Source organism: Streptosporangium sp. NPDC002607, assembly GCF_053592655.1.
In genome coordinates, this window is the sequence record NZ_JBSFWD010000049.1 from 24,136 (window position 1) to 48,308 (window position 24,173).

The window sequence follows — 24,173 nt, forward strand, 5'->3', positions numbered from 1 at the left end:
CGGCGTCTGGAAGGACCTCACCGACAACGTCAACTCCATGGCCAACAACCTGACCTACCAGGTCCGCAACATCGCCGAGGTCACCACCGCCGTCGCGTCCGGCAACCTGACCCGCAAGATCGACGTGAACGCCCAGGGCGAGATCCTCGCCCTGAAGACCACCATCAACACCATGGTCGACCAGCTCTCCTCCTTCGCCTCCGAGGTCACCCGGGTCGCCCGCGAGGTCGGCTCCGAGGGCCAGCTCGGCGGCCAGGCCCGGGTCGAAGGCGCCGAGGGCATCTGGAAGCGCCTCACCGAGAACGTCAACGAGCTCGCCGCGCGCCTCACCACCCAGGTGCGTGCCATCGCCGAGGTCACCACCGCCGTCGCCACCGGTGACCTGACCCGCTCCATCACCGTCGACGCCGAGGGCGAGATCGGCGAGCTGAAGGACAACATCAACATGATGGTGGCGGTGCTGCGCGACACCACCACCGCCAACCAGGAACAGGACTGGCTGAAGTCCAACCTGGCGAGGATCTCCCGCCTCATGCAGGGCCATCGCGACCTGATGGAGGTCGCCAAGCTCATCATGAGCGAGCTGACCCCGCTGGTGTCGGCCCACTACGGCGCCTTCTACCTCGCCGAACCCACCGGCGACCACGACCTGCACCTCATCGCCGGATACGGCGTACGCTCCGGCAACGGCCCCCGGCAGCGGTTCGCCACCGGCGAGGGCATCGTGGGCCAGGCCGCGCTGGAGGGCAGGGGGATCATCCTCGGCAACGTGCCCGCCCGCTACCTGACCGTCGACAGCGGTCTCAGCACCTCCACACCCGCGCAGATCGTCGTGCTGCCGGTCCTGTTCGAGACCCAGGTACTCGGTGTGCTGGAGCTGGCCTCGTTCAGCGAGTTCAGCGAGATCCACCACGACTTCCTGAACCAGCTCGTCGAGACCATCGGTGTCACGATGAACACGATCATCGCCAACTCCCGTACCGAGGACCTGCTGACCGAGTCGCAGCGCCTCACCACCGAGCTGCGGGAGCGTTCCGACGAGCTCCAGCGCCAGCAGGAGGAGCTGCGCCGCTCCAACGCCGAACTGGAGGACAAGGCGGCGCTGCTGGCCAAGCAGAACCGGGCCATCGAGATCCAGAACTTCCAGATCGAGCAGGCCCGGCGCACGCTGGAGGAGCGCGCCGAGCAGCTCGCGGTCTCCTCGCGCTACAAGTCCGAGTTCCTCGCCAACATGTCCCACGAGCTGCGCACCCCGCTGAACAGCCTCCTCGTGCTGGCCAAGCTGCTCACCGAGAACGCCGACGGCAACCTCACCGCCCAGCAGGTGGAGTTCGCCAGGACGATCCACGGCGCCGGGTCGGCCCTGCTCCAACTGATCAACGACATCCTCGACCTGTCGAAGGTCGAGGCGGGGCGGATGGACATCCATCCCCAGCAGATCTCCCTGCCCAAGCTCGTCGACTACTTCGAGGCCACCTTCGCCCCGCTGGCCCAGGACAAGGGCCTGTCGTTCACCGTCGAGGTCGACCCGTCGATACCGCAGGAACTCCGCACCGACGAGCAGCGCCTCCAGCAGGTGCTGCGCAACCTGCTCTCCAACGCGATCAAGTTCACCCCCAAGGGCGAGGTACGGCTGCGCGTGATCCACGCCGGTCGCTCCGTCGCCTTCGTGGACGACACCCTGCGCGGCGCCGACGGCATCCTGGCCTTCGAGGTGGTCGACACCGGCATCGGGATCGCCTCGGACAAGCTGGAGGTCATCTTCGAGGCGTTCCGCCAGGCCGACGGCACCACCAGCCGGAAGTACGGCGGGACGGGCCTGGGCCTGTCCATCTGCCGCGAGATCGCCCGCCTGCTCGGCGGCGAGATCCACGTGATCAGCAAGGTCGGCGAGGGCAGCACCTTCACCCTCTACCTGCCACCGTCCTACGGCGGTCCGTTGGCCTCACGGGACGGCGGGGCGAGCGCCCCCAGTTCCTCCCCCCGCAACCCGGCGCTCATCGGCGTGCTCGAAGGCTCCGGCGACCTGCCGGAGCTGGTGCGGGGCGACGACATGCCCCTGCCGCACTTCCCCCCGCAGGGCGAGGGCAAGCCGTGGAAGGGCGACGACCCGCTGACCGGGGCGAAGATCCTGATCGTGGACGACGACATCCGCAACGTGTTCGCACTGACCAGCGTGCTCGAGCGCTACGGCTCCACGGTGATCTACGCGGAGAACGGCCGCGAGGGCATCGAGCAGTTGGAACGTAACGAGGACGTCGCCCTCGTCCTGATGGACATCATGATGCCGGAGATGGACGGCTGGGCCACCACCTCCGCGATCCGCCGGATGCCCCAGTTCGCGGACCTGCCGATCATCGCGCTGACCGCTAAGGTCATGCGAGGCGACCGGGAGAAGAGCATCGCATCCGGCGCCTCCGACTACGTGCCCAAGCCCGTAGACGTCGACCGCCTGCTGGAACGGCTACGCGGCTGGCTGACCAGGGGCAAGCCGGCCGGTGACTCCGACGAAGGCGTGTGATCGATGCCGGATAGAGCCAAGATCCTCCTGGTGGACGACCGGGAGGAGAATCTGATCGCGCTGGAGGCCATTCTCAGCTCGCTCGATCTGATACCGGTCCGGGCGAAGTCCGGGGAGGAGGCGCTGAAGGCCCTGCTCGGCACGGAGTTCGCGCTGATCCTGCTCGATGTCCGCATGCCGGGCATGGACGGGTTCGAGACGGCGGCCCACATCAAGCGCCGCGAGCGCACCCGCAACATCCCGATCATCTTCCTCACCGTGGTCGACAGCGCGCCCGACTACGCCTTCCGCAGCTACGCGGCGGGCGCCGTCGACTACCTCACCAAGCCTTTCGACCCGTGGGTGCTCCGGGCCAAGGTCGCGGTGTTCGTGGAGCTCTACAACATGAACCGCAGGCTGGCCGAGCAGGCCGCCATGCTCCGCGAACGCCTCTCCGCCGAGCTGCCGCCCGGCGAGGCGGACGAGCAGGCGACCGTGCTGCCCGAGCTGTCCAAGCGCCTGGCCGCGGTCGAGAACGAGCTCGCCCGGGTCACCGAGCTGGCACGCAAGAACGGCGCCCCCGGCCTCGTCGGCCCGATATCCGACCTGACCAACCGCCTCAACCACCTGCGCGCCGGCTTCGACGCCCTCACCTGACCACGCCCGCCGGCCCGCCCGCGGGCGGCACCCTCACGGACGTCACCCCCGGGCATCCCCCGCCCGGGGCGGCCCGCCGGCCACCGCGTCTCACCGTGTCCCCGCGGCGCGCGCCGCCCGCCGGCCGCCACGGAGGGAGAACACGATGAAGGATCCGGCCAGGCATCCGACGGCACCGGCGGCGAGGAGCCACGCGCTCGAATACTGGGAGTCGTGCTCCTCCAGGTCGGCCTCGGCGAACCCCGTGTACCGGTCAGCTTCCCGGGTCAGTTCGTCGTGCCGCCCGGGGTCGGTTTCCTTGACGGCCCCCGCCTCGCTGAGCAGCCCGGCCGCCTTCTGAAGGTGCCCGTCAATCCGTTCCTGCGTGGCGCTCGCCCGCAGGAACACGAACCCGCTCAACCCCGCCAAGAGCAGGGCCACGACCAGCAAACCCGCCCCGAACCATGACTTCCGCTCCATCGTTTTCACGAGAGGGGACGGTAGTCCGGGGTCCAGGCCGATCACACCCGCCGTCAGGGGGACCTGGTGTCCCCCTCCCGGTTGACCCGCGACCAGACGCCTCCCAGTTGATACCCACCATCGCTGGCATCGCCCACGCCGGATCAGACGAGAGCCAGCCTCGATGCCTGCTCAAAGGCGCCGCGAAGACCCAGGAGACTGTGGCGTTCAGCGGCGGGCGCGCTCCAGGGCGTCCCAGAAGCCGCGGCGCAGGGCGTGGCGGACCTCGTCGTGCAGGAGGAAGTCGATCGGCAGCGAGGAGCCCTGGAGCAGCCGTGCCTCCAGATCCGAGGGCATCCGGGGCTTACGGGCGAGAACCGCCTCCAGCCACAGGGCGGGGGCGTCCTTGGCGACGGACTCGCCGAAGTCGTGGCCTTCCTTGTGCGCGGCCTTCACCGCGTCGGAGAGGGTCGTCGCGGCACCGTTCCCGGTGCTCTGCACCGGCACGGGGGCCGACTGAGGACCGGTGTAGGCGCCCATCTGCGACGCCTGGTAGCTCGGCATGCCGCCGGTGTTGCCCAGCGAGTACTGCGGGGCGGGCTGCAGCGGGCCGGTCGAGCCGTTGACGGCCGCGTGCGGCGGCGTGGGAGCGGGCGAAAGCGGCGGCGTCTGGAGGGGCGGGGCGGCCGGAGCGGCCGGTGTGACCGGGGTCGCCGGCGACTCCTGGGTGTAGCTCGGATAGGCGGAGGGCAGCGCGTGCTGGGCATGGGCCGCGCGGGGTGTCTGGACCGCGGGGACCGGGCTGGTGACCGGGCTGCTGACCGGGCCGGCCACCGGGGAGCCGTTGCTGCCGCGAGTCGCGACGGAGTGGCCGTTGGTACCGTGCTGGTGGCCGTTGACCGCCAGAGGAGGCGCCTCGTCGCCGATCAGGCTGACGTGCGGCCGCAACTGGCCGGCACCTATCTCGATCAGGTCGTCGCACTCCTGGCGGAGCGTGCGGGAGACGGCCCAGCTGCCGTCGGCGCTGATGTGCACCACGGTGACCCGGATACCGAGATCCTGGGCGTCGCAGACGACCTGCGCCAGGTCCTCGTCGCCGCTGACCACGACCGCGTCGCAGACCGCGCCGTTGCGGGCCAGCGTCATCAGGTCACGGTGAACCTGGGCGTCGACGCCCTCGCGGCGGCCGGGGCGGATGCGCGACAGGCGGAGCTTGAGGCCGGGGATGTCGGCCAGCGTGTCGTGCTCGGGAGTACGCCGGCCCTCCACCGTCGCCTCGTACCAGTAACAGCGGAGCAGCGGCAGGCCGGTGCGCTCTCTCGACAGCTTGTTGAGCAGTTGGAGCAGCCCCGGGTAATCCCAGGAGACCGCCTCGCGGTGGCGGGTTCCGTGCACCGCCATCGCGCCGTCGGACAGCAGGTAACCGGCGTCCACGAACAGCGCGCAACGATCCACCTGACACCGCCCTTCCTACGTGGCCCGATCCTCTGGCTCAGACAAGCCCGAAAGAGCCCAGACAGACGGCCCTTCCTCAGGGTAATCAAGCGGCTGACCATCCGAGGGTGAATCCCGACGATTCCACCCGCGCTCGACCATACGCCGGACCGTTTACGCAGACCGTACCAGTTTGTCCCGTTCGTCAACCCCCTCTGCGGGGTGCTATACGTCATCCGTCTTCGAGGTCCCGCACCGCGTCCGTCGTACCGGAGGCCCGGCCTTCTCGAACGCGCCTCACGGAGCGGTCCGCACGCTCACCGCCGCCACGCCGAAAAGCAGGACGTCCTGGTGCGTGCTGAGCTCCAGCACCGGGGCGCGGCCGAGGCGTGCCCGGAAGCGGTCCACGTCCGTGCCGAAGGTCGCGCGGGCGCCCCTCGCCCCGGTGGCGGATCCGTCGAAGGGATTGCGCGGATCCCGCTCCCCTCCGGCGGGCCGGAGGGTCCGGCCACCGAGCCTCACCCGATCACCCGCGACGCCCGCGTCACCCTCCCAGGTCACCAGGGCCACCTTCGCGGGCGCGTCGGCGGGCGTCAGACCTCCGAGCGGTATCCGCATCGAGCGATGCCCCCGCTCCAGCACCGTCGCGGTGTCGAGCACGACGGTCTGGCTGTACGGCCTGCGCGGGTCGGCCACGATGATCACCAGGCTCCACCCGGCATGGCGCGAGACACCCGGCCTTATCGAGGCGTCGGCCACCCAGTACGTCCCGCGTGCCCTGCCCAGCAGCCGCGTCACATCGGCGAACGCCTGGTAGCCCCGCCCCACGGGCAGCTCTCGCTCCACCACCCGCGCGGCCCTGACCTGCCGGTACTCCGTCTCCCCCGGCACCTTGAGCTTGATCCGCCCGCTGGGGGGCGCGCTCGCCGACCAGTAGAGTCCCGCCCAGACCACCTTGCCGGCCGCCGGCAGCACGAGCCGGGCGGCGCTCGACGAGCTCGTCGACGGATCCCCGTCACGATCGAGGGGACGCATCTCCCAGCTGTTGTTGTCGCGCCGGTTGCCCTGCCCCGCGCGGGCCGCCTCGCACCCGGGCTCCGAGGACGCGCAGCTCAGCAGGGTGTTGCCGATCGCGGAGACGGCCACCCGGCCGTCGGTGGCGAACCGTGCCGGAGCGCCCTCCGCCCGTACGCCGCTGCGCGACCTGGCGGCCACCCGCGTCCCCGCCGTGGAGACCGTGACCGAGGGCGCCGCCCCGTAGGGCGCGTCGTCCGACACCAGGACTCTCAGGAAGACCGCCGTGGCCCGGCCCGCCGGCAGCGGACCGCGGACGCACCGGGCACCTCGCCGCCACGCCCGGCAGGACCAGCCGTCGACCGTGCCGACCGGCGCGACGGCACCGACGGAGTGTCCCCCGCGGGATCCGGACGGCAGCGTCACGCCTCGCGGCAGCCCGACGTAGGCGACGACCTCCTCGCTCTGCCCACGCCCCGCGTTGCGCAGCCGCACCGCCACGATGCCGGCCTCGGACCTGATCAGGGCACCGAGCGCGTCGATCCTGACCACCAGGAGGGGCGCGAGCCAGGAACCCGTCCGGCCGTCCTGCCCCGTTACCGTCGGCCCCGGCCCGGTCTCGGCCGGCTCGCCGGCGCCGGCCCCGCCGCTCTCGCCTCCGGACGCCTTCGGCTGCCCGGAGAGTGTCGGTACGACGCCGGGGAGCGCCGGGGCCATGACGATCGGCTCGGAGGCCGCGTTCGGCGGGGGCGCGGGCTCTGAGCCCGACACCAGCACGAGTGCGGCCACCATCGCGACCGCGGCGGTGACCGCACCGGCCGTGACGGCGCGCCGCACGGATCGGGGAGCCTGCCGCCAGCGGCCGGGCAGTCCGCCCCCCGTCGTGACGCCCATCCTGCCGAGCGCCGCCAGGTAGGCGGGAAACACGGGACCGACGACGAGCGGGCCGATGACGGAGCGGATGCTCTGGCCGATGCCGGTCAGCTCCGTGAGCACCGCGCGGCAGCCCGAGCAGCCCTCCAGATGCTCGTCCACGATCCTGCTCTGTTCCCTGGTCAGGCCGCCACGGATGTGGTGGCCCAGCCTGGCCAGTGCGGGCCGGCACTCGGGCGCGGTCGTCTCGGCCAGGTGGATGCGCAGGCACGCCTGGCGCATCCCCTCCCGCGCCCGGTAGGCGAGCGCGGCCGCGCCGTTCACCGTCAGGCCGAGCAGGAGTCCGGTGTCGTCGGGCCTGGCCCTCTCGACCTCGGCGTGCCACAGGACGAGCTGCCACCTCTCCGGCATGGACGAAAAGGCCCTGGCCACCGGCGAGCCCTCCAGATCCGCCGCGTCGGAGGTGTCGCCGACGGTACGGCGGAGGGCGGTGAGCAGGTGGACGCGGAACGCCTGCTCCGGGCCGTCTCCCTGGTCGATCACGTGGTGGACCGCCGCGAACGTCTCCTCGACGACGCCCTCGACCCCGCTCTCGACGGGGAGGAGCAGGCGGGCCAGCGCGTACGCCGCGGGAGCGTGCCGCTGGTGGAGCACCCGGTAGGCGGCCACGTCGCCGTTCCTGGCGGCAGCCAGCAGTTCAGCGTCGCCTTGAGATGTTTTCACACTCATTGTGACCTCACCATTACCCAGAGTTGCCTGCCGGATAATCCCGCAGTCCGCGCCGCGCGTAAACCCGGATCGCACTTTTGCCATCCGGCGGCCGGGTCGGCGCCGCTCCCCGGTGGCCCCGGATCGGGCGGCCTTCCGGATCGCCCTAACCTTGGTGCCATGAGCGATCGCGAGAACCTGCTGGCAGAGATCAAGGGCAAGGGCGTGGTGCACGGCAAGGTCGTGCTGTCCTCGGGCAGAGAGGCCGACTTCTACGTGGACATGCGCCGGGTGACCCTCGACGGGCAGGCGGCGCCGCTGGTGGGGCGGGTCATGCTGGACCTCACCGAAGATCTCGATTACCAGGCGGTCGGCGGGCTGACGCTGGGCGCCGACCCGGTGGCGACCGCCATGCTGCACGCGGCGGCCGCGCGGGGCAGGACGCTCGACGCGTTCGTGGTGCGCAAGGCGCAGAAGGCCCACGGCATGCAGCGCCGGATCGAGGGGCCGGATGTGGCGGGGCGGAGGGTGCTTGCGGTGGAGGACACCTCCACGACCGGCGGTTCCCCGCTGACCGCGGTGGAGGCGCTGCGCGCGGCGGGCGCCGAGGTCGTGGCGGTCGCCACGATCGTGGACCGGGGAGCCTCCCAGGCGATCGCCGACGCCGGGCTGCCGTACCGGACCGCCTACACCCTGGCCGACCTCGGCTTGGACTAGAGGATCGACCGGCGCCTCGCGGGCCTTCCCCGGAAGGGCCCTGTTCCGGTCACCGGGGCAGGCCGCGGTGACCTTCTCCACCTCGCGAGGTGCCGTCCGGCCGATCCTCGCCACGGCGAGGATCCACAGCGCACTACCGGTTTCGGGAGACCGTGAACTCCTGGCGCTCCCCCGCCCCGCCGGGTGCCCGGACCGTCCCGTTCACCTGGACCCGGACCGCGGCCGAGTCGGCCAGCACGACGTCGACCTTGGGGTCGAAGGACTGGAACTGCTCGCCCTTGGCCATCTCCCGGTCGAGCAGCACATCGCCCCCGGTGACCTTCAGGAAGACCGTGGGGCAGTGCTCCCGCAGGCACTCGACGAGGACCGTCGGCACCCGCTCGGCAGTGGCGGAGGCGGTCGAAGAGGCGTCCGCGGGCGACGTGGTGGTGACCGGCGCGGCCGACGGGTCCGTCTCGGCGCCGGAGCCGAGACTGCCGATCAGCGAGAGGACCCCGATCACGATCAGGACGACGAACGCCAGCGCCGCCAGTCCGGCGAGGACCAGGCGGGCGATACCCATGGGGTCAGACCTGTGGCGTCCCACACAGTGGAGATTAGCGGTTCGTGAGGATATTTCACGACTGACCTGGCGAATCAGCCCCAAAGCCCCGAAATCCTAGAAGATCCCCTATAACCAACCAGGTCATACTGGAGATCCCGTACCGGCGAGCACCAGGAGTCCTCCGGAAGTTTCCTACCGGTGGGCGCCGAGACCATGCCGAGGACACATCCGTACGCCCCGAAGTGGTGGTGGAGCTATCCGGTTGGGAAGGAACCCGGAATACTGGCCCATGGGCAATGTCTTCATAGCCCCGTGCCAGCTGCCCACAGCCGTCTCCAGGAGATGACACGATGCCCATCGCGACCCCAGAGGTCTACGCCGAGATGCTCGACCGGGCCAAGGCGGGAGGTTTCGCCTACCCGGCCATCAACGTGACCTCGTCACAGACCCTCAACGCCGCACTCAGGGGTTTCGCCGAGGCGGAGAGCGACGGCATCGTCCAGGTGTCGACCGGCGGCGCCGATTTCCTCTCCGGTACCACGGTCAAGAACATGGTGAGCGGCTCGGTGGCACTGGCGGAGTACGCCCGTGTCGTCGCGGCCAACTACCCCGTGACGATCGCCCTGCACACCGACCACTGCCCCAAGGACAAGCTGGACGGTTTCGTACGCCCGCTGCTCGACATCTCCCTTGAGCGGGTGGCCAGGGGCGAGGACCCCCTCTTCCAGTCGCACATGTGGGACGGCTCCGCCGTGCCGCTGGACGAGAACCTTGAGATCGCCAGGGAGCTCCTGGAGAAGACCGCCCGCGCGAAGATCGTCCTTGAGGTGGAGATCGGCGTCGTCGGCGGCGAGGAGGACGGCGTCGTCGGCGAGATCAACGAGAAGCTCTACACCACCCCCGAGGACGCCCTCGCGACCGCCGAGGCCCTGGGCCTGGGAGAGCGCGGCCGCTACATGCTCGCCGCGACCTTCGGCAACGTGCACGGCGTCTACAAGCCCGGCCACGTCAAGCTGCGGCCGAGCGTGCTCAAGGAGATCCAGGACGCGGTCGGCGCCAAGTACGGCAAGGAGAAGCCGTTCGACCTGGTCTTCCACGGCGGCTCGGGCTCGCTGCTCGAGGAGATCCACGAGGCCATCGCCTACGGCGTGGTGAAGATGAACATCGACACCGACACGCAGTACGCCTTCACCCGCCCGATCGTCGACCACATGTTCAGGAACTACGACGGCGTGCTCAAGGTCGACGGCGACGTCGGCAACAAGAAGGTGTACGACCCGCGCTCGTACGGCAAGGCCGCCGAGACCTCGATGGCGGCGCGGATCGTCGAGGCCGCCCAGCACCTCAAGTCGGCGGGCACCAAGATCTCCTGATGACCCGGCGGCCAACGCAGACCGGAAATTCTCGGTAGAGACCGGGTAAAACCGGTCAATGTTCGGAGGGTCCCCGCCAGGTCACGAGATCGGCTTCCGGAAAGTCCCCGGGAGCCGATCTTGGCTTGGCGCGGGTTCACCAGATAGGACTGTCGCTATGGAATCCCACGAGAACCTTCTCGCCGGCCCGCCGCCCACCCTGCTCCCGGACCTGCCTGAAGCTCGACAGGCACTGGAATCCGGTGCCCAGCCATCCGACGTCGCCGCGCGTTTCCCCGCCTATCCGACCGCCTGGGCGGCACTCGCGGACGAGTATTTCGCGGCGGGACACGCCGTGACGTCGTACGCCTTCGCCCGCACCGGCTACCACCGGGGCCTGGACCAGCTCCGCAGGGCGGGCTGGAAGGGGCACGGCCCGATCCCCTGGGAGCATCTGCCCAACCAGGGGTTCCTGAGGTGCCTGCACGCACTGGCCCGCGCCGCCCAGAGCATCGGGGAGAAGGAGGAGGCCGAGCGGTGCTTCCAGTTCCTCAAGGACTCCAGCGCCGAGGCGTCCAAGGAGCTGACCGGCCGCTGATCCGGCCCTGATCCGCCCCTTGATCTGCCCGTGGGATCTCTCGCCCCGAGGTGGGAGATCCCCATTTCGGACGCCGTCGGGTATTCTCACCACGCAAGAGCCCCTGTAGCGATTGCGCCAGGGGTTTTCGTTTTTGCGGTGGGAGAATCACAATGCCGGCTGTCGTTCTCGTTGGTGCCCAGTGGGGCGATGAGGGCAAGGGTAAGGCGACCGACCTACTTGGTGATCAGGTCGACTATGTCGTCAGATACCAGGGAGGCAACAACGCGGGCCACACGGTCGTCATCGGCGACCAGAAGTATGCGCTGCACCTGCTGCCGACGGGAGTGCTCTCACCGAACGTCATCCCCGTGATCGGCAACGGTGTCGTCATCGACCCGGGCGTGCTGCTGAGCGAGATCGACGGGCTTGAGGCCCGGGGGGTCTCCTCCGAGCGGCTGCTGATCTCCGCCAACGCGCACCTGATCATGCCCCACCACAAGGCCCTCGACAAGGTCACCGAGCGCTACCTCGGCAAGGCCAAGATCGGCACGACCGGGCGCGGCATCGGCCCCGCGTACGGCGACAAGATCTACCGGATGGGCGTGCGGGTCCAGGACCTGCTGGACCCGGGCATCCTGCAGAAGAAGATCGAGGTCGCGCTGGGCGAGAAGAACCAGATCCTCACCAAGATCTACAACCGTCGGGTGATCGACGCGAACAAGGTCCTGGACGAGTATCTCGGCTACGCCGAGCGCCTCAAGCCGCACATCGCCGACACCTCGCTGATCCTCAGCAGGGCCCTGGACGAGGGCAAGGTCGTGCTGCTCGAAGGCGGGCAGGGCAACCTGCTCGACATCGACCACGGCACCTACCCGTTCGTCACCTCCTCCTCCCCGACGAGCGGCGGCGCCTGCTCGGGTTCCGGCATCCCGCCGACCCGGCTCACCCGCGTGATCGGCATCCTGAAGGCGTACACCACCCGCGTCGGCTCGGGTCCGTTCCCGACCGAGCTCGACGACGAGATGGGCGAGTGGCTGCGCACCACCGGCGGCGAGTACGGGGTGACCACCGGCCGCAATCGCCGCTGCGGCTGGTTCGACGCGGTCATCGCCCGGTACGCCACCCGTATCAACGGTGTCACCGACTACTTCCTCACCAAGCTGGACGTGCTGTCCGGCCTGGAGAGGATTCCCGTCTGCGTCGCCTACGAGGTCGACGGGGTCCGGTATGACGAGATCCCGATGACCCAGACCGACTTCCATCACGCCAAGCCGGTGTACGAGGAGTTCCCCGGCTGGCAGGAGGACATCACCGGCGCCAGGAGCTTCGAGGACCTGCCCGCCAACGCGCAGGCGTACGTGAAGGCCCTGGAGCAGATGAGCGGCTCCAGGATCTCCGCGATCGGCGTCGGCCCCGGCCGCACCGAGACGCTCCAGATCCACCCGCTGATCTAGGTCCGCTCCCGCCGATCCCCGCCGCGGCGGGGATCGGCCAGGTGGCGCCGCACGAGTGCGGTGGCCGACGACACCGTGGTGGGCAGAAGTGCCAAGGGCCTGGTTTCGACCGATACGGCCCGCGCCCGGCGTCGCCGAGGCGCGAGCCGCACTGGGGATCGGTACGCGAGATGGATAAGGTCCCTGTGTGCATGCCGAGATTCACGGTCACCGTGGGGCCCGTGGGCTCCGTCCCGAGAACACCCTGCCCGGTTTCGCCCACGCCCTGGAGCTGGGCGTCGACGCACTGGAGCTCGACGTCGCACTGACCGCCGATCGGCGGCTGGTGCTCACACACGACCTCACAGTGTCCGCTGTGACCAGCACCGACGTCCGGCCCGCCTTCCGCGACGACCCCGCCTTCCCGTACGTGGGCAGGCCCGTCGGCGAGCTCACGCTGGCGCAGCTGCGCACGCTGGAGTGCGGAGTCCGGGTGCCGCGCCACCCCGAAGACCGTTTCGCCCCGACCCAGCTGCCGGTGCCGAACACCCGGATGCCGACCCTGGGCTCCGTGCTGGGGCTGATGGACGCCTACGGAGCCGACGGGGTGCGGGTGCACGTGGAGCTCAAGTCGGACCCGACCAGGCCCGATCTGAGCGCCGAGGTCGGTGAGTTCACCGAGATGGTGGTCGCCGAGCTCGACCGGCACCGCAGGCTCGACCGGGCGGCCATCCTCAGTTTCGACTGGCGCGTCCTGCGGATCGCCCGCTCCCTGGCCCCCGCGACCGGGCGGTACGCCCTGATCGAGCGTGCCACCATGGACAGCGCCTGGCTCGACGGCCTCCATCTGGAGGATTTCGGCGGCGACGTCCCGGCCGCCGCCGCCGAGGCCGGGGGCACCACGCTCTCCCCCGAGCATGTGATGGTCGACCCCGAGCTCGCCCGGCGAGCGGACAAGGCCGCCCTGCCGCTGGCCGTGTGGACCGTCAACGACCCCGGGCGAGCGGCCGAGCTGCTCGATCTCGGGGCGGCCGCGATCGTCACCGACTATCCCGACCGAATGATCACCCTGTGGGCCGGGCGGGGCATGCGTGTCCCGAAGCCGGTCACCCCCGCCAGCCCGATGAGCGCCTGAGGGATCGGGTCACATCCAGCCGTTACGACGGAAGCCCCGGTAGAGCAGCGTGCAGGCGATGACCATCACGCCGAGCACCAGCGGGTAGCCGAAGACGGAGTCGAGCTCGGGCATGTGCTCGAAGTTCATGCCGTAGATGCCGGCGATCATCGTGGGGACGGCCATGATGGCGACCCACGAGGAGATCTTCCGCATGTCCTCGTTGGCGAGCGCGTTGGAACGGGCGAGCGCCGCCTGCAGTATGGAGTTGCAGAGCTCGTTGGACGACTCGACCTGCTCGCAGACGCGGGCCAGGTGGTCGACGACGTCACGGAAGTACTCGCGCATCTCGGAGGGGATCATCCGGCGCTGGGCCAGCGTGGACATCGGTGCCTGGAGCGGTGTGACGGACCGCTTCATCTCGATCATCTCGCGCTTGAGGTTGTAGATCCGGCCGATGTCACGGGCGCTGACGTCCGCGAAGACCATCGCCTCGACGTCCTCCAGCTCGGCCTGCATCCGGTCGGCCACGGTGAGGTACTTGTCGACGACGTGGTCGGCGATCGCGTGCAGCACGCCGGTGGGGCCCCGGCTGAGCAGCTTGGGCTTGTCCTCAAGGCGCTCCCGCACCTCCGAGAGCGGGCAGTGCCGACCGTGCCGCACGGTCACCACGAAGTCGGTGCCGACGAACACCATGATCTCTCCGGTGCCGATGATCTCGCTGGTCGCGGTCAGCACGTCGTGGTCGAGGTAGGCGACGGTCTTCAGGACCACGAACAACGAGTCGCCGTAGCGCTCGACCTTGGGTCGCTGGTGAGCCTTGACGGCGTCCTCGACGGCGAGCGGGTGCAGGGCGAAGACCTCCGCCAGCCACTCGACCTCGGGGGCGTCGGGCTCGTGCAGGCCGACCCAGACGAAGGCGTTGTTCCCTTCGACGGACGCGTTGTGCGCGCGGACGAGCTCCAGGGCGTCGGGGATGCCCAGGGCCTCGATCTTCTTACCGTCGATGTAGGCGGCGTACTCGACGAGCGAGTCGCTCGGCGGGACGCAGACACCGCTCATCCGCGCACCGAGCGAGACGGCGGGCGCGTGTGGGGCACGGATCGTGCGGGCGTGCTTGATACGGGGAAAAAGGAGCGAGGAGCGCATGGCGAGCCTTTCCCGCCCAACCTGGCGGGATTCCGCACGCGATGCGCTGTCACCACAAGTGGAGGCGACGATGCGTGCGGCGCCGGTCGGGCACCGAGATGGGGTGGTCGAGGGTGCGCACAGCAGGCGTGCGCGAGCACGTACTGCTGGGATCGCCAGAGGACATCCCGAACCACCTCCAATCAGCAAGAGACACGCAAAGCCACTCAAAACTTAACACGAATAGGGGGATGGCTCTCAGCTTACTCCCAGGTTCAAGCATCGATCATGCACAACCTGACAAAATTCACACCCTGTTTACTGGCACCTCCCGTACGTATCCGACACGTCGCAAGCTCCCCAGAGTTATCCACAGGCTGTGGACAACTCTGGCGTTCGACCACCGGCGAAGTCCGGGCATGCCGACACGGCCCGAGGGACGATCCGGGGGGACGATAGGCTCTGACAAGTGCGCGTTCTTGTGATTGGAGCCGGCGGGCGTGAACACGCCCTGTGCCGGTCGCTGGCGGCGGACCCCCAGGTCACCGAGGTTCACTGTGCTCCCGGAAACGCGGGTATCGCGCAGGTCGCGACCCTGCATCCGGTGGTACCGACAGACCCGGCCGCGGTTACCGAACTGGCCGAGCGGCTCCGGGCGGAGCTGGTCGTGATCGGCCCTGAGGCCCCGCTGGTCGCCGGCGTCGCCGACGCCGTCAGGCAGGCCGGCATCCCCTGTTTCGGCCCCTCACGGCAGGCGGCCCGGATCGAGGGTTCCAAGTCCTTCGCCAAGGACGTCATGGTCGCGGCGGGCGTGCCCACCGGGCGGTCGTACACCTGCGGCACGCCGGAGGAGGTCACCGCGGCGCTCGACGAGTTCGGCACGCCGTACGTGGTCAAGGACGACGGCCTGGCCGCCGGCAAGGGCGTGGTGGTCACCGACGACCGCGAGGAGGCGTTCCGGCACGCCGCCGCCTGCGGGCGGGTGGTCATCGAGGAGTTCCTCGACGGTCCCGAGGTCTCGCTGTTCGCGCTCTGCGACGGCGCCACGGCCGTGGCACTCCAGCCCGCCCAGGACCACAAGCGCGCCTACGACGACGACCAGGGCCCCAACACCGGCGGGATGGGTGCCTACACGCCGCTGCCGTGGGCCCCGGACGACCTCGCCGACCAGGTGATGGCCGAGACCGTCATACCGACCGTGACCGAGCTGGCCAGGCGTGGCGCGCCGTACACGGGGGTGCTGTACGTGGGACTGGCCCTCACCTCCAAGGGCCCGAAGGTGATCGAGTTCAACGCGCGGTTCGGCGACCCGGAGACCCAGGTCGTGCTGGACCGGCTCCAGACGCCCCTCGCGGGCCTGCTGCTCGCCTGCGCGAACGGGACGCTCGACCGGTTCGGGCCGCTCTCCTATCGCGACGGCGCCGCGGTGACCGTGGTGATCGCGGCGGAGAACTACCCGGCGGATCCGGTGAAGGGCGACGTGATCGAAGGGCTGTCCGACCCGGTCGAGGACGCCTACGTGCTGCACTCGGGCACCGCGCTGGACGGCGACCGGATCGTCTCGAACGGCGGCCGGGTGCTCAGCGTGGTCGGCACGGGACCCGACGTCCCCGCGGCGCGGGCGGCGGCCTACGAGGCGGTGGAGCACATCCGGCTGCGCGGCTCGCACCACCGCACCGACATCGCGGGCCGCGCCCGCTGAAAGCGGCACGGTCTATGAAAACGGCACGGTCTCTGAGAACGGCACGGCCTGCCCCGGCCGGGGCGTAGCGCCTGATCGGCATGTCGCGATAAGCCTGGGGCAGTCGGTGCCCCGCCCCAGGTCGGCTCCGCCCCCCGGAGGAACGATGTCGCTTGATCCAGCGTTGACCACCGAGCGGATCGGCGACACCGGCGTGCTGCGCTGGCCGGGCACCTGGCGGGTCTACGTGGCCACCCGGAGCGAGGAGATCAAGGCCGACGCCGAGCGCGTTCTGACGATGTGCGACGAGGCGGGCCGGCCGGTCTCGGTGGGCGAGGGCATCGGCACGCACCTGGCCCGCGCGCAGGAGTACGCGCGCAGCAGGCACGGTGTACGGCGCTGGCTGACCGGCCAGGCCATCGAGGGCGCCTGGTCCAACGTCAACAGCGCCACCGTGATGCTGTACGGCGTGCTGCCGGTGGCGGAGTTGTGCGGGCGGGCGCCGGAGGTGGTCGCGATCGGCCGGGCCTACCTGCCCGGCGACGATCCCCGGCTTGTCCACCTCCAGGCCAGGCTGGCGGCGGGAGACCTCGGTGAGAACGACAGGCCGCTGATGCAGTCGGTGCTGCGGGCCGCGTACACCGCGCAGGCGATGGACACCGGGCGGGTCCGCAGCTTCCGCAACCTGCTCATCGGCGGGGTGGTCATGCTCTCCCTGATCGTGCTGAGCGTGGTGGTCATCGGTGCGATCTGGCCGGACGTCATCCCGATGTGCGGCGACCAGTCGGTGATCCGCACCCAGGGGCTGATGCCCGCCCAGATCTGCCCGACCGGCGGCCTGCGGCCCGGCCACGGCGACGTCCCGCTCGTGGCCCTGATCGGCATGCTGGGCGCGGCGCTGGCCACCGCCGCCTCGCTGTCGACCCGCTCGGAGCTGTCCACCCGCTACTCGCTGGCCGTCGTCCAGAACCTGCTCAAGGCGCCCGCGGGGGTGGCCACGGCCGTGCTCGGGCTACTGATCCTGAACTCGGGCTTCGTGCCCGGTTTCGCGGGGCTCGGCTCGCAGCCCGCGATCCTGGTCTGGGCGATGGCGTTCGGGTACGGACAGCAGGTCGTCACCCGCTTCGTGGACCAGCGGGCCGACAATCTCCTGTCGGCCGCCTCCCCGCTCACCGCCGCGGTGAACACGAAGGGCAGGTAGCATCCGAGGCCCGAGGTCTCCCGGTGCCGCGCCCCACAGTGACACCCGCGGGCCCGGAAACCGCAGGCGAAAGCGTGGTCGCCGCGCAACGCGGCGGCGGCAGATGACTTATCGGCCGGTTCAGGGGCAGTTCACCCTCGAACTGGCCGGTTCAGGGGCATTCAACGGCTACTGTTGGCCGATAACCTCGGCTGCCGCCTCGCGCCACACGAGTTACCCAGAACACTTCCAAGGAGCATGACGCATGGTCCGTTACCGCGTGCGCGGTGGCAACCCACTTCGTGGAACCGCCTTCATCCAGGGTGCCAAGAACGCCGTGTTGCCCATGATCGGTGCCGCGCTGCTGGCTTCCAAAGGCCGCACGGTCCTGCGCAACGTCCCCATCATCGAGGACGTCCGGCGCGCGGTCGAGCTGGCAGAGACGGTCGGCGCCAAGGTCGAGCTCCACGAGGCGGAGCGCACGCTGGTGATCGACGCCTCGACGCTGAGCAGCCCGGTGCTGCCCGCGGAGATCGCCCGGCGCTTCCGCGGCTCGGTGCTGTTCGTGCCCGCCCTGCTGCACCGTCTCGGTGAGGCGATCATCGAGGGCGTGGGCGGCTGCAACCTGGGCAGCCGCAACCTCGACTTCCACTACCTGGGCTACAAGCGCCTGGGCGCGATCGTGGACGAGGGTGACGCGGTCATCCACGTCAAGTCGGCGGGCCTCACCGGTGCCACCCTGTACCTGGACACCCCCTCGCACACCGGCACCGAGAACCTGATCATGGCCGCCGCCCTCGGGCGCGGCACCACCGTGATCGAGAACGCCGCGCTGGAGCCCGAGGTCCTCGATGTGATCGACATGCTGACCCGGATGGGCGCGAGGATCAGCGGCGGCGGCACCGGGTTCATCACCGTGGAGGGCGTGGAGGAGCTCCAGGCCGTCGAGCACACCGTGATGCCGGACCGCCTTGACGCGGGCGTGTTCGCCATGGCCGCCGCCGTCACCGGCGGAGAGGTCAACCTGGTCGGTGCCGACCTGGACCACCTCGGCGTGGTCCGCTACAAGCTGGAGCAGATGGGGGTGGAGTTCGCCGACCACGGCGCGGTGCTGCACGTGCGCAGGGATCGTCCACTGCGTCCGATCAATGTGATCACCGACACCTATCCCGGCTTCGCCACCGACCTGCAGTCGCCGATCATGACGGTCGCCTGTCTCGCCGACGGCGCCAGCTACATTCATGAACGAATCTTCGACGGTCGTTTCGCTCTGGCCTCAGAACTGAACAAAATGGGCGCCGATATTGAAGTGAAAGAGAACAGCGCCGTCGTTCGTGGTGCGACCCCGCTCACTGGAACACAGGTGACCGCTCACGACCTGCGCTCGGGAATCGCCCTCGTGCTCGCGGGTCTGGCCGCTGAAGGGGAGACCGTGATCGGATCGGGATATCTCATCGACCGCGGGCACTCTTATCTCGCCGAGCGCATGCAGGCCCTGGGCGGCGATGTGCGCCGAGAGATTTCAGCGCCATAATCAGCGGGTTTGAGCCGCTCAAAAACCGCTCTGACCTGTGTAAACGATGCCAGTCATAGGTTTAACCCGGAAGCAGCTTCCGGAATTGGCCGCAAATCGGGCGTGACATTACGGCCCTCACAAGCGATCGTTCCAAAAGAGAGCCGAAAACAAACGGACGGCATGATGGGACGAACATTGGTCGAGCGGGCCGAAGAAGCGCCACGAGTGTCACGCCCGGGTGCCATGACACCAGATCTCACCATCGGTGTGGTGGGCCCCCATGACCTCGTTGAACGGGTGATGTTGATGGGGCACGCGGCGGCCCCATTACCCTGCCGCCTGGTGGCGGCGGCATACCGTGACGAGCAGGAGGCCGCGGACAAGGTCACTCGATTGGGAGCCGGGGTGGACGCGTGTCTGTTCGCCAGCCCGGTCCCCTACGACCTGGCCCGGCGATCGGGGGTGCTGACGATGCCCGCGACGTATGTCCAGCTCGGCGGCGCCGCGCTGATCGCCGCGCTGGCGAGGGCCGCGATGGACGAGCGGATAGACCCACGCAGGGTCAGCATCGACATCCTGAGCAGAGCAGAGGTCGAGGAGGCCTATAGCGATCTGAGCCTTCCCTCAGGGGACGTACAGAGCCGCGACGAGCCGGGCGCCACCGGCACGATCGCGGCCTTCCATGAACGCCTCGCCCGCCAGGGCAGCACGAGCGGGGCGCTCACCTGCCTGCCCGCGGTCGCCGACCGCCTTCAGACGGCAGGGGTGCCCGTGGTCAGGATCCGCCCCACCTCCGCCGCAGTGCGTACGGCGCTGCACACGGCGGCACTGCTCGGCGCGCACCACCGGCTGGAGGAGTCACAACTCACCGTGGTCCTGGTGGAGGTGCCCACGTTGCGCGAGCCGGTCCGCCGGGCCGCGCCACGCTACTGGCGCGACGAGCTCCGGCTCTCCCTGCACCGGTTGCTGGTGCAGGAGGCCAACCGGATCAACGCGTCGGTCACCGCGGTCGACGATCACAGCTACATGGTCACCGCGACCCGCGGCTCGGTGGCCGCGGCCACCGAGGGGTTCCGGGTCCTGCCGTTCGCCGCGCGGGTCCGCGACGAACTCGGCCTGGCGGTCGAGGTCGGCGTCGGCATGGGCCGTACGACCCACGACGCCGAGTCGCACGCCAGGGCCGCTCTGGCGCGCACCCAGGCGGGCAAGCAGGCCCAGGGCTTCGCGGTCGACCGCGAGGGCAGGGCACTGATCCCGGCGCCCAGGATGCCTCCCCAGGGCACGGGACCGCTGAAGCCCAAGGGTGTGGAGGTACTGGCCCGGCTGGCCGCCAAGCTTGAGGGTGGGGACACGGTGGTGGACGCGGAGGGCGCGGGCAAGATGCTGGGCGTCACCCCGCGTACGGCACGACGATTGCTGCGCACGCTGGTAGACGAGGGACTCGCGTGGCCGCTTCCGCCGAACCGGACACCGCAACCCGGCCGTCCCCGCCAGTTGTACCGGCTGATCGTGGAGAAGCTCGGCACCCGCTGAGCCCTCCGCCTTTCGACCTGGAGGCTTCCGCCGCACCCGGACGGCGGAACCTCCCAGGTCACGGCCCGCCTGGCTCGGCATGGCATGACCTGCCGGGGCACGGTCCGCCCGCCCCGGCGCGGCGAGAGTCCGCCAGGCCGCGAGCGCCGATCTCAGCGGGGCGGAGGGGACCGCACCCCGCGCGCGAGATGTCGGGCCCTGCCAGTATTGTCACGAGCTATGCGTCATGACAGTGCTGACAGCCGTAAGGCGCTCCTCGTCTGGGGGGCGCTGGCGATCGTGTATGTGGTGTGGGGGTCCACCTACCTCGCGATCATGATCGTGATCGAGACGATGCCCCCGTTGCTCAGCGGCGCCATCCGCTTCGTCACGGCCGCGCTCATCCTCGGCGTCGTGGTGCGCCTGCTGAAGGGGCGCGAGTCCTTCCGGATGACCTGGAAGGAGGCCGGTGGGGCCGCCCTGGTCGGCCTGCTGCTGCTGAACGGCGGCAACGGCATGGTCGCCGTGGCCGAGCAGCACATCTCCAGCGGGCTGGCGGCGCTGCTGGTGGCCTCGACGCCACTCTGGCTCGTGATCTTCAGGGTCCTGTTCAGGGACCGGCCGCAGGTACTGACGCTCGTGGGGGTGCTCATCGGGTTCGGCGGTGTGGCGGTCCTCTCGCTGACCGGTGGGAGCAGCGCGGCCGACAGCACCGGAATCGTGATCATCCTGCTGGCGTCGCTGTCCTGGTCGGTCGGCTCGTTCCTGACGTCCCGCATCCCGATGCCCGCGAACCCCTTCACCGCGAGCGCCGTCGAGATGGCCGCCGGCGGCGTCGGGCTCGCCCTGACCTCCGCCGTGGTGGGCGAGCATGTCGACCTCGCGGACGTCTCCACCCGGTCGTGGATCGCGCTCGCCTACCTGATCATGGTCGGATCGCTGGTCGGCTTCACGGCGTACGTGTGGCTGCTGAACAACGCCCCGATCTCGCTGGTCTCCACCTACGCCTACGTCAACCCGGTCGTGGCGGTCGTGCTGGGCGCCCTCGTACTGAGCGAGCAGGTCACCGGTCCGATGATCGCGGGCGGCATGGTGATCGTCCTCGGCGTGGCCCTGGTGGTCTCCACGGAGCGACGCAAGAAGCCGGAGCCCGTCTCCGGCCCCGAGCCCGCGACCGTGTAGGCCGCGGGCTCGCCCGCGTGAGGCGGTCGTCCCGTCATGACGCCCGGCCGGTGCCGAAAGCGCCGCAGCGGGGCGGTCAGCCCCTCGGGAAGGCCGTCGCGGCCGCCAGGAAGGTGTCGTTGGCCTCGGGATCGCCGATGGAGACACGGACGCCCTCACCGGCGAAGGGCCGCACCGCGACGCCCTCGGCCGCGCACGCCTCGGCGAAGTCGAGCGTGCGCTCGCCCAGCCGGAGCCAGACGAAGTTGGCCTCGGTCGCCGGCACCGTCCAGCCCTGGGCGACGAGCGCGCCGCGGACCCGGTCGCGCTCCTTGACCACGACCTCGACCCGCTCCAGCAACTCGTCCTCGGCCGCCAGCGAGGCGATCGCGGCGACCTGCGCGAGTTGGTTGACCGCGAACGGCACGGTCGTCTTGCGGACCGCCGACGCCACCGGCTCCGCGGCGATCAGGTAGCCCACCCGGAGCCCGGCCAGGCCGTACGCCTTGGAGAAGGTGCGCAGCACCGCCACGTTCGGCCGGTCGCGGTAGACCGCGATCCCGTCGGGGACCCCGGCGTCCCTGACGTACTCGTGGTAGGCCTCGTCGAGCACGACGAGCACGTCCTGCGGAACCCGGTCGAGGAACGCCTCCAGCTCGGCCGCCTGGACCACGGTGCCGGTGGGGTTGTTCGGGTTGCAGACGAAGATCATGCGGGTGTGCGGGGTGATCGCGTCGGCCATGGCATCCAGATGGTGCCCCTCGCCCAGCAGCGGGACCCGCACCGAGGTCGCCCCCGCCAGGTCGGCCAGGAGCGGGTACGCCTCGAAGGACCGCCAGGCGTAGATCACTTCGGCACCCGGCTCGCTCACGGTCTCGAAGAGCTGCTGGGCCACCGTCACCGAGCCCGCGCCGAGCGCGATGTGCTCGGGCGGCACGCCGAACCGCTCGGCGAGCGCCTCGGTCAGCCCGGTGGCGGCCGGATCGGGATAGCGGTGCATCTGGGCCGCGGCCCTGGCGACCGCCTCGACGACCGAGGGCAGCGGCTCGTAGGGAGATTCGTTCGAGGAGAGCTTGTAGGACCGGCCGTCGGCGGACACCACGGCCTTGCCCGCCCGGTAGGGGGGCATTGTGTCCAGGATCGCGCGGAAACGAGGCATGGCCTTACTTTATGAGCAGCGGGCGGATGGGGCATCATCCTGTAAGACTGGAGGTGAGAGGCATGCCCGACCGGAAGGACGACATGAGCATCGCACCGCCGGCCGACAGGCCGAGTGCCGAGGCGCCGGACGCCGAGGCGGAGTCATCCGAGCTGGAGCCGCTGCCCGCCTGGGTGTTTCCTCCCAAAGCGGGCTTCTCAGCCGAGGACCTCGACCGGCTTCGAGGGATCCCTCCGCACACGGAACTCATCGATGGCACTCTCGTCTTCGTGAGCCCCCAGACCAACTTCCACATGTCTATGCTCTTTCTCCTGGAGAGCGAGCTACGTCGAGCCGTTCCGGCTGACCTGCGCGTTCGCAGGGAGATGACGGTGACACTTGGAAGGCGGCAGCGACCCGAGCCGGACATTCTCGTGGTCCATACCGAAGCCGTGCAGGGGCTGAAGCAGACCACCTACCAACCGGACGACGTCGTCCTCGCCGTCGAGGTGGTATCCGCCGAGTCGGAGATCCGCGACCGGGAGCGCAAGCCCGTCCTCTACGCCCAGGCCGGCATCACCCACTTCTGGCGGATCGAGGAGAAGGACGACCGCCCGGTCGCCTACGTCTACGAGCTGGACCCGGCGACCAGGACCTACGCGCTCACGGGGATCCACCACGACCGGTTGAAGGTCAGCGTCCCGTTCGACGTCGACATCGACCTGACGGAGATCGACGACCTCTGATCGGCCACGGGCGGGGGCCACGGCTCACCACGGCGCCCCCCCTGAACTCCTCACCCACGACGTGATCGACCGTCCCTACTCCTTGAGGGAGCGGAGCATCGGAGGGTGGAGGAACGTGGCGGGGCCACGGCGGTAGAGCTTGGCGGGGCGGCCGCCGTCGCGGGTGGTGGTGTCGCCGGTGGGCACCAGGAAGCCCTCGGCCCTGGTGACCTTGCGGTGGAAGTTCCGCGGGTCGAGGACACGGCCCCAGACGATCTCGTAGACCCGGCGCAGCTCGGCGACCGTGAACTCCGGTGGGCAGAAGGCCGCGCCGAGCGGGGTGTATTCGAGCTTGCCCCGGGCCCGCTCGATCCCGTCGACCAGGATGCGCCGGTGGTCGAAGGCCATCTCGCACAGCGCGGAGACCGGTTGCCAGCTCATGTGCGCCTCGGTGGAGGCGGGAAGGTCGGGGGCGAGACCGAGATAGGCCACGCTCAGCACGCGCTGGCGCGGGTCGCGGTCGGGGTAGCCGTAGGTCTGGAGCTGTTCCAGGTGTACCGGGGCGCCCGGCAGGCCCGCCCGCTCCGCGAGGATCCGCTCCGCGGCGGCGGGCAGGTCCTCGTCGAGGTGGATGAAGCCGCCTGGCAGGGCCCAGCGTCCCTCGTACGGCGGGTTGTCACGCCGCCAGACGAGTGCGCTCAGCGCCTGGAAACGCACCGTGAGGACGACCAGGTCCACGCTGACGGGAATGCGCGGAACCATGGCAGG

At 69.9% G+C, this 24,173-nt stretch carries 20 protein-coding genes; 13 read left to right on the forward strand and 7 right to left on the reverse strand.

What is annotated here, in order from left to right:
• Both ACWD3H_RS37600 and ACWD3H_RS37605 read left to right on the forward strand, forming a co-directional pair.
• A partial coding sequence (locus ACWD3H_RS37600; RefSeq protein WP_355560209.1) for an ATP-binding protein occupies positions 1–2,521 on the forward strand: 2,521 nt, incomplete at its 5' end.
• Between the two features lie 3 nt (positions 2,522–2,524).
• Positions 2,525–3,157: a response regulator gene (locus tag ACWD3H_RS37605; RefSeq protein WP_451958384.1), complete on the forward strand. Its 633-nt coding sequence runs from the start codon at positions 2,525–2,527 to the stop codon at positions 3,155–3,157.
• Positions 3,158–3,247: 90 nt separating this feature from the next.
• Here ACWD3H_RS37605 and ACWD3H_RS37610 read toward each other — a convergent pair whose 3' ends face one another.
• From ACWD3H_RS37610 to ACWD3H_RS37620, 3 genes are all read right to left on the reverse strand, one after another.
• The gene (locus ACWD3H_RS37610; RefSeq protein ID WP_451958385.1) at positions 3,248–3,616 is read right to left on the reverse strand and encodes a hypothetical protein; all 369 of its coding nucleotides are present in this window, start codon (positions 3,614–3,616) and stop codon (positions 3,248–3,250) included.
• A 207-nt stretch (positions 3,617–3,823) separates the two neighbouring features.
• Positions 3,824–5,050, reverse strand: coding sequence for an NYN domain-containing protein (locus tag ACWD3H_RS37615; RefSeq protein ID WP_451958386.1), 1,227 nt, complete (start codon positions 5,048–5,050; stop codon positions 3,824–3,826).
• A 276-nt stretch (positions 5,051–5,326) separates the two neighbouring features.
• On the reverse strand, positions 5,327–7,645 hold the full coding sequence (locus ACWD3H_RS37620) for a zf-HC2 domain-containing protein (RefSeq protein WP_451958387.1): 2,319 nt from the start codon (positions 7,643–7,645) through the stop codon (positions 5,327–5,329).
• A 159-nt stretch (positions 7,646–7,804) separates the two neighbouring features.
• On the opposite strand from ACWD3H_RS37620, the gene pyrE reads away from it, so the two are divergent.
• Positions 7,805–8,341, forward strand: coding sequence for an orotate phosphoribosyltransferase (gene pyrE / locus ACWD3H_RS37625; protein WP_350964082.1), 537 nt, complete (start codon positions 7,805–7,807; stop codon positions 8,339–8,341).
• Between the two features lie 133 nt (positions 8,342–8,474).
• Here pyrE and ACWD3H_RS37630 read toward each other — a convergent pair whose 3' ends face one another.
• Positions 8,475–8,903 (reverse strand): hypothetical protein, encoded by a 429-nt coding sequence (locus ACWD3H_RS37630; RefSeq protein WP_451958388.1) that lies wholly within the window; start codon positions 8,901–8,903, stop codon positions 8,475–8,477.
• A 332-nt stretch (positions 8,904–9,235) separates the two neighbouring features.
• Between ACWD3H_RS37630 and fbaA the strand changes: the two genes are divergently transcribed.
• The 4 genes from fbaA to ACWD3H_RS37650 all read left to right on the forward strand — a co-directional run bounded on the left by fbaA (position 9,236) and on the right by ACWD3H_RS37650 (position 13,385).
• Positions 9,236–10,258 (forward strand): class II fructose-bisphosphate aldolase, encoded by a 1,023-nt coding sequence (gene fbaA / locus ACWD3H_RS37635; protein WP_030916146.1) that lies wholly within the window; start codon positions 9,236–9,238, stop codon positions 10,256–10,258.
• A gap of 157 nt (positions 10,259–10,415) precedes the next feature.
• Positions 10,416–10,835, forward strand: a complete 420-nt coding sequence (locus tag ACWD3H_RS37640) for a DUF3151 domain-containing protein (protein ID WP_030916144.1) — start codon at positions 10,416–10,418, stop codon at positions 10,833–10,835.
• A gap of 152 nt (positions 10,836–10,987) precedes the next feature.
• Positions 10,988–12,271 carry an adenylosuccinate synthase gene (locus ACWD3H_RS37645; protein WP_355560229.1) on the forward strand — a complete coding sequence of 428 codons (1,284 nt, stop codon included), beginning with the start codon at positions 10,988–10,990 and terminating at the stop codon, positions 12,269–12,271.
• Between the two features lie 187 nt (positions 12,272–12,458).
• A complete protein-coding gene (locus tag ACWD3H_RS37650; RefSeq protein ID WP_451958389.1) occupies positions 12,459–13,385 on the forward strand; it encodes a glycerophosphodiester phosphodiesterase family protein in 927 nt (308 codons plus the stop codon).
• A gap of 9 nt (positions 13,386–13,394) precedes the next feature.
• On the opposite strand, the gene corA is transcribed toward ACWD3H_RS37650, so the two are convergent.
• Positions 13,395–14,513 (reverse strand): magnesium/cobalt transporter CorA, encoded by a 1,119-nt coding sequence (corA, locus tag ACWD3H_RS37655; protein WP_355548242.1) that lies wholly within the window; start codon positions 14,511–14,513, stop codon positions 13,395–13,397.
• A 448-nt stretch (positions 14,514–14,961) separates the two neighbouring features.
• Here corA and purD point away from each other — a divergent pair, with 448 nt between their 5' ends.
• The 5 genes from purD (at position 14,962) to ACWD3H_RS37680 (ending at position 21,563) form a co-directional block, all read left to right on the forward strand.
• Entirely contained in the window at positions 14,962–16,194 is a 1,233-nt protein-coding gene (purD, locus tag ACWD3H_RS37660; protein ID WP_451958390.1) for a phosphoribosylamine--glycine ligase, read from the forward strand.
• A 145-nt stretch (positions 16,195–16,339) separates the two neighbouring features.
• Positions 16,340–17,374 carry a hypothetical protein gene (locus tag ACWD3H_RS37665; RefSeq protein WP_451958391.1) on the forward strand — a complete coding sequence of 345 codons (1,035 nt, stop codon included), beginning with the start codon at positions 16,340–16,342 and terminating at the stop codon, positions 17,372–17,374.
• 244 nt (positions 17,375–17,618) lie between these two features.
• Complete coding sequence (gene murA / locus ACWD3H_RS37670) at positions 17,619–18,887, forward strand: UDP-N-acetylglucosamine 1-carboxyvinyltransferase (protein WP_350922994.1); 1,269 nt, start codon at positions 17,619–17,621, stop codon at positions 18,885–18,887.
• A gap of 225 nt (positions 18,888–19,112) precedes the next feature.
• Positions 19,113–20,402 (forward strand): GTP cyclohydrolase IIa, encoded by a 1,290-nt coding sequence (locus ACWD3H_RS37675; protein WP_350922997.1) that lies wholly within the window; start codon positions 19,113–19,115, stop codon positions 20,400–20,402.
• A gap of 219 nt (positions 20,403–20,621) precedes the next feature.
• The gene (locus ACWD3H_RS37680; RefSeq protein ID WP_355548228.1) at positions 20,622–21,563 is read left to right on the forward strand and encodes an EamA family transporter; all 942 of its coding nucleotides are present in this window, start codon (positions 20,622–20,624) and stop codon (positions 21,561–21,563) included.
• 76 nt (positions 21,564–21,639) lie between these two features.
• Here the strand turns inward: ACWD3H_RS37680 and hisC are convergent, their stop codons facing one another.
• Positions 21,640–22,701: a histidinol-phosphate transaminase gene (gene hisC / locus ACWD3H_RS37685; RefSeq protein WP_451958392.1), complete on the reverse strand. Its 1,062-nt coding sequence runs from the start codon at positions 22,699–22,701 to the stop codon at positions 21,640–21,642.
• 62 nt (positions 22,702–22,763) lie between these two features.
• On the opposite strand from hisC, the gene ACWD3H_RS37690 reads away from it, so the two are divergent.
• Positions 22,764–23,426 carry a Uma2 family endonuclease gene (locus ACWD3H_RS37690; RefSeq protein WP_451958393.1) on the forward strand — a complete coding sequence of 221 codons (663 nt, stop codon included), beginning with the start codon at positions 22,764–22,766 and terminating at the stop codon, positions 23,424–23,426.
• A 75-nt stretch (positions 23,427–23,501) separates the two neighbouring features.
• On the opposite strand, the gene ACWD3H_RS37695 is transcribed toward ACWD3H_RS37690, so the two are convergent.
• Positions 23,502–24,167 (reverse strand): NUDIX hydrolase, encoded by a 666-nt coding sequence (locus tag ACWD3H_RS37695; RefSeq protein WP_355548219.1) that lies wholly within the window; start codon positions 24,165–24,167, stop codon positions 23,502–23,504.
• Between the last annotated feature and the right edge of the window lie 6 nt (positions 24,168–24,173).

What these genes read in the sequence shown, in the direction of transcription:
- fbaA (WP_030916146.1), top strand. Translation starts at nt 9,236, where the DNA reads ATGCCCATCGCGACCCCAGAGGTCTACGCCGAGATGCTCGACCGGGCC.
- ACWD3H_RS37620 (WP_451958387.1), bottom strand. Translation starts at nt 7,645, where the DNA reads ATGAGTGTGAAAACATCTCAAGGCGACGCTGAACTGCTGGCTGCCGCC.
- ACWD3H_RS37605 (WP_451958384.1), top strand. Translation starts at nt 2,525, where the DNA reads ATGCCGGATAGAGCCAAGATCCTCCTGGTGGACGACCGGGAGGAGAAT.
- ACWD3H_RS37680 (WP_355548228.1), top strand. Translation starts at nt 20,622, where the DNA reads ATGCGTCATGACAGTGCTGACAGCCGTAAGGCGCTCCTCGTCTGGGGG.
- pyrE (WP_350964082.1), top strand. Translation starts at nt 7,805, where the DNA reads ATGAGCGATCGCGAGAACCTGCTGGCAGAGATCAAGGGCAAGGGCGTG.
- ACWD3H_RS37690 (WP_451958393.1), top strand. Translation starts at nt 22,764, where the DNA reads ATGCCCGACCGGAAGGACGACATGAGCATCGCACCGCCGGCCGACAGG.
- ACWD3H_RS37645 (WP_355560229.1), top strand. Translation starts at nt 10,988, where the DNA reads ATGCCGGCTGTCGTTCTCGTTGGTGCCCAGTGGGGCGATGAGGGCAAG.
- ACWD3H_RS37675 (WP_350922997.1), top strand. Translation starts at nt 19,113, where the DNA reads ATGACACCAGATCTCACCATCGGTGTGGTGGGCCCCCATGACCTCGTT.
- corA (WP_355548242.1), bottom strand. Translation starts at nt 14,513, where the DNA reads ATGCGCTCCTCGCTCCTTTTTCCCCGTATCAAGCACGCCCGCACGATC.
- ACWD3H_RS37640 (WP_030916144.1), top strand. Translation starts at nt 10,416, where the DNA reads ATGGAATCCCACGAGAACCTTCTCGCCGGCCCGCCGCCCACCCTGCTC.
- ACWD3H_RS37610 (WP_451958385.1), bottom strand. Translation starts at nt 3,616, where the DNA reads ATGGAGCGGAAGTCATGGTTCGGGGCGGGTTTGCTGGTCGTGGCCCTG.
- ACWD3H_RS37665 (WP_451958391.1), top strand. Translation starts at nt 16,340, where the DNA reads ATGTCGCTTGATCCAGCGTTGACCACCGAGCGGATCGGCGACACCGGC.
- hisC (WP_451958392.1), bottom strand. Translation starts at nt 22,701, where the DNA reads ATGCCTCGTTTCCGCGCGATCCTGGACACAATGCCCCCCTACCGGGCG.
- ACWD3H_RS37630 (WP_451958388.1), bottom strand. Translation starts at nt 8,903, where the DNA reads ATGGGTATCGCCCGCCTGGTCCTCGCCGGACTGGCGGCGCTGGCGTTC.
- ACWD3H_RS37695 (WP_355548219.1), bottom strand. Translation starts at nt 24,167, where the DNA reads ATGGTTCCGCGCATTCCCGTCAGCGTGGACCTGGTCGTCCTCACGGTG.
- murA (WP_350922994.1), top strand. Translation starts at nt 17,619, where the DNA reads ATGGTCCGTTACCGCGTGCGCGGTGGCAACCCACTTCGTGGAACCGCC.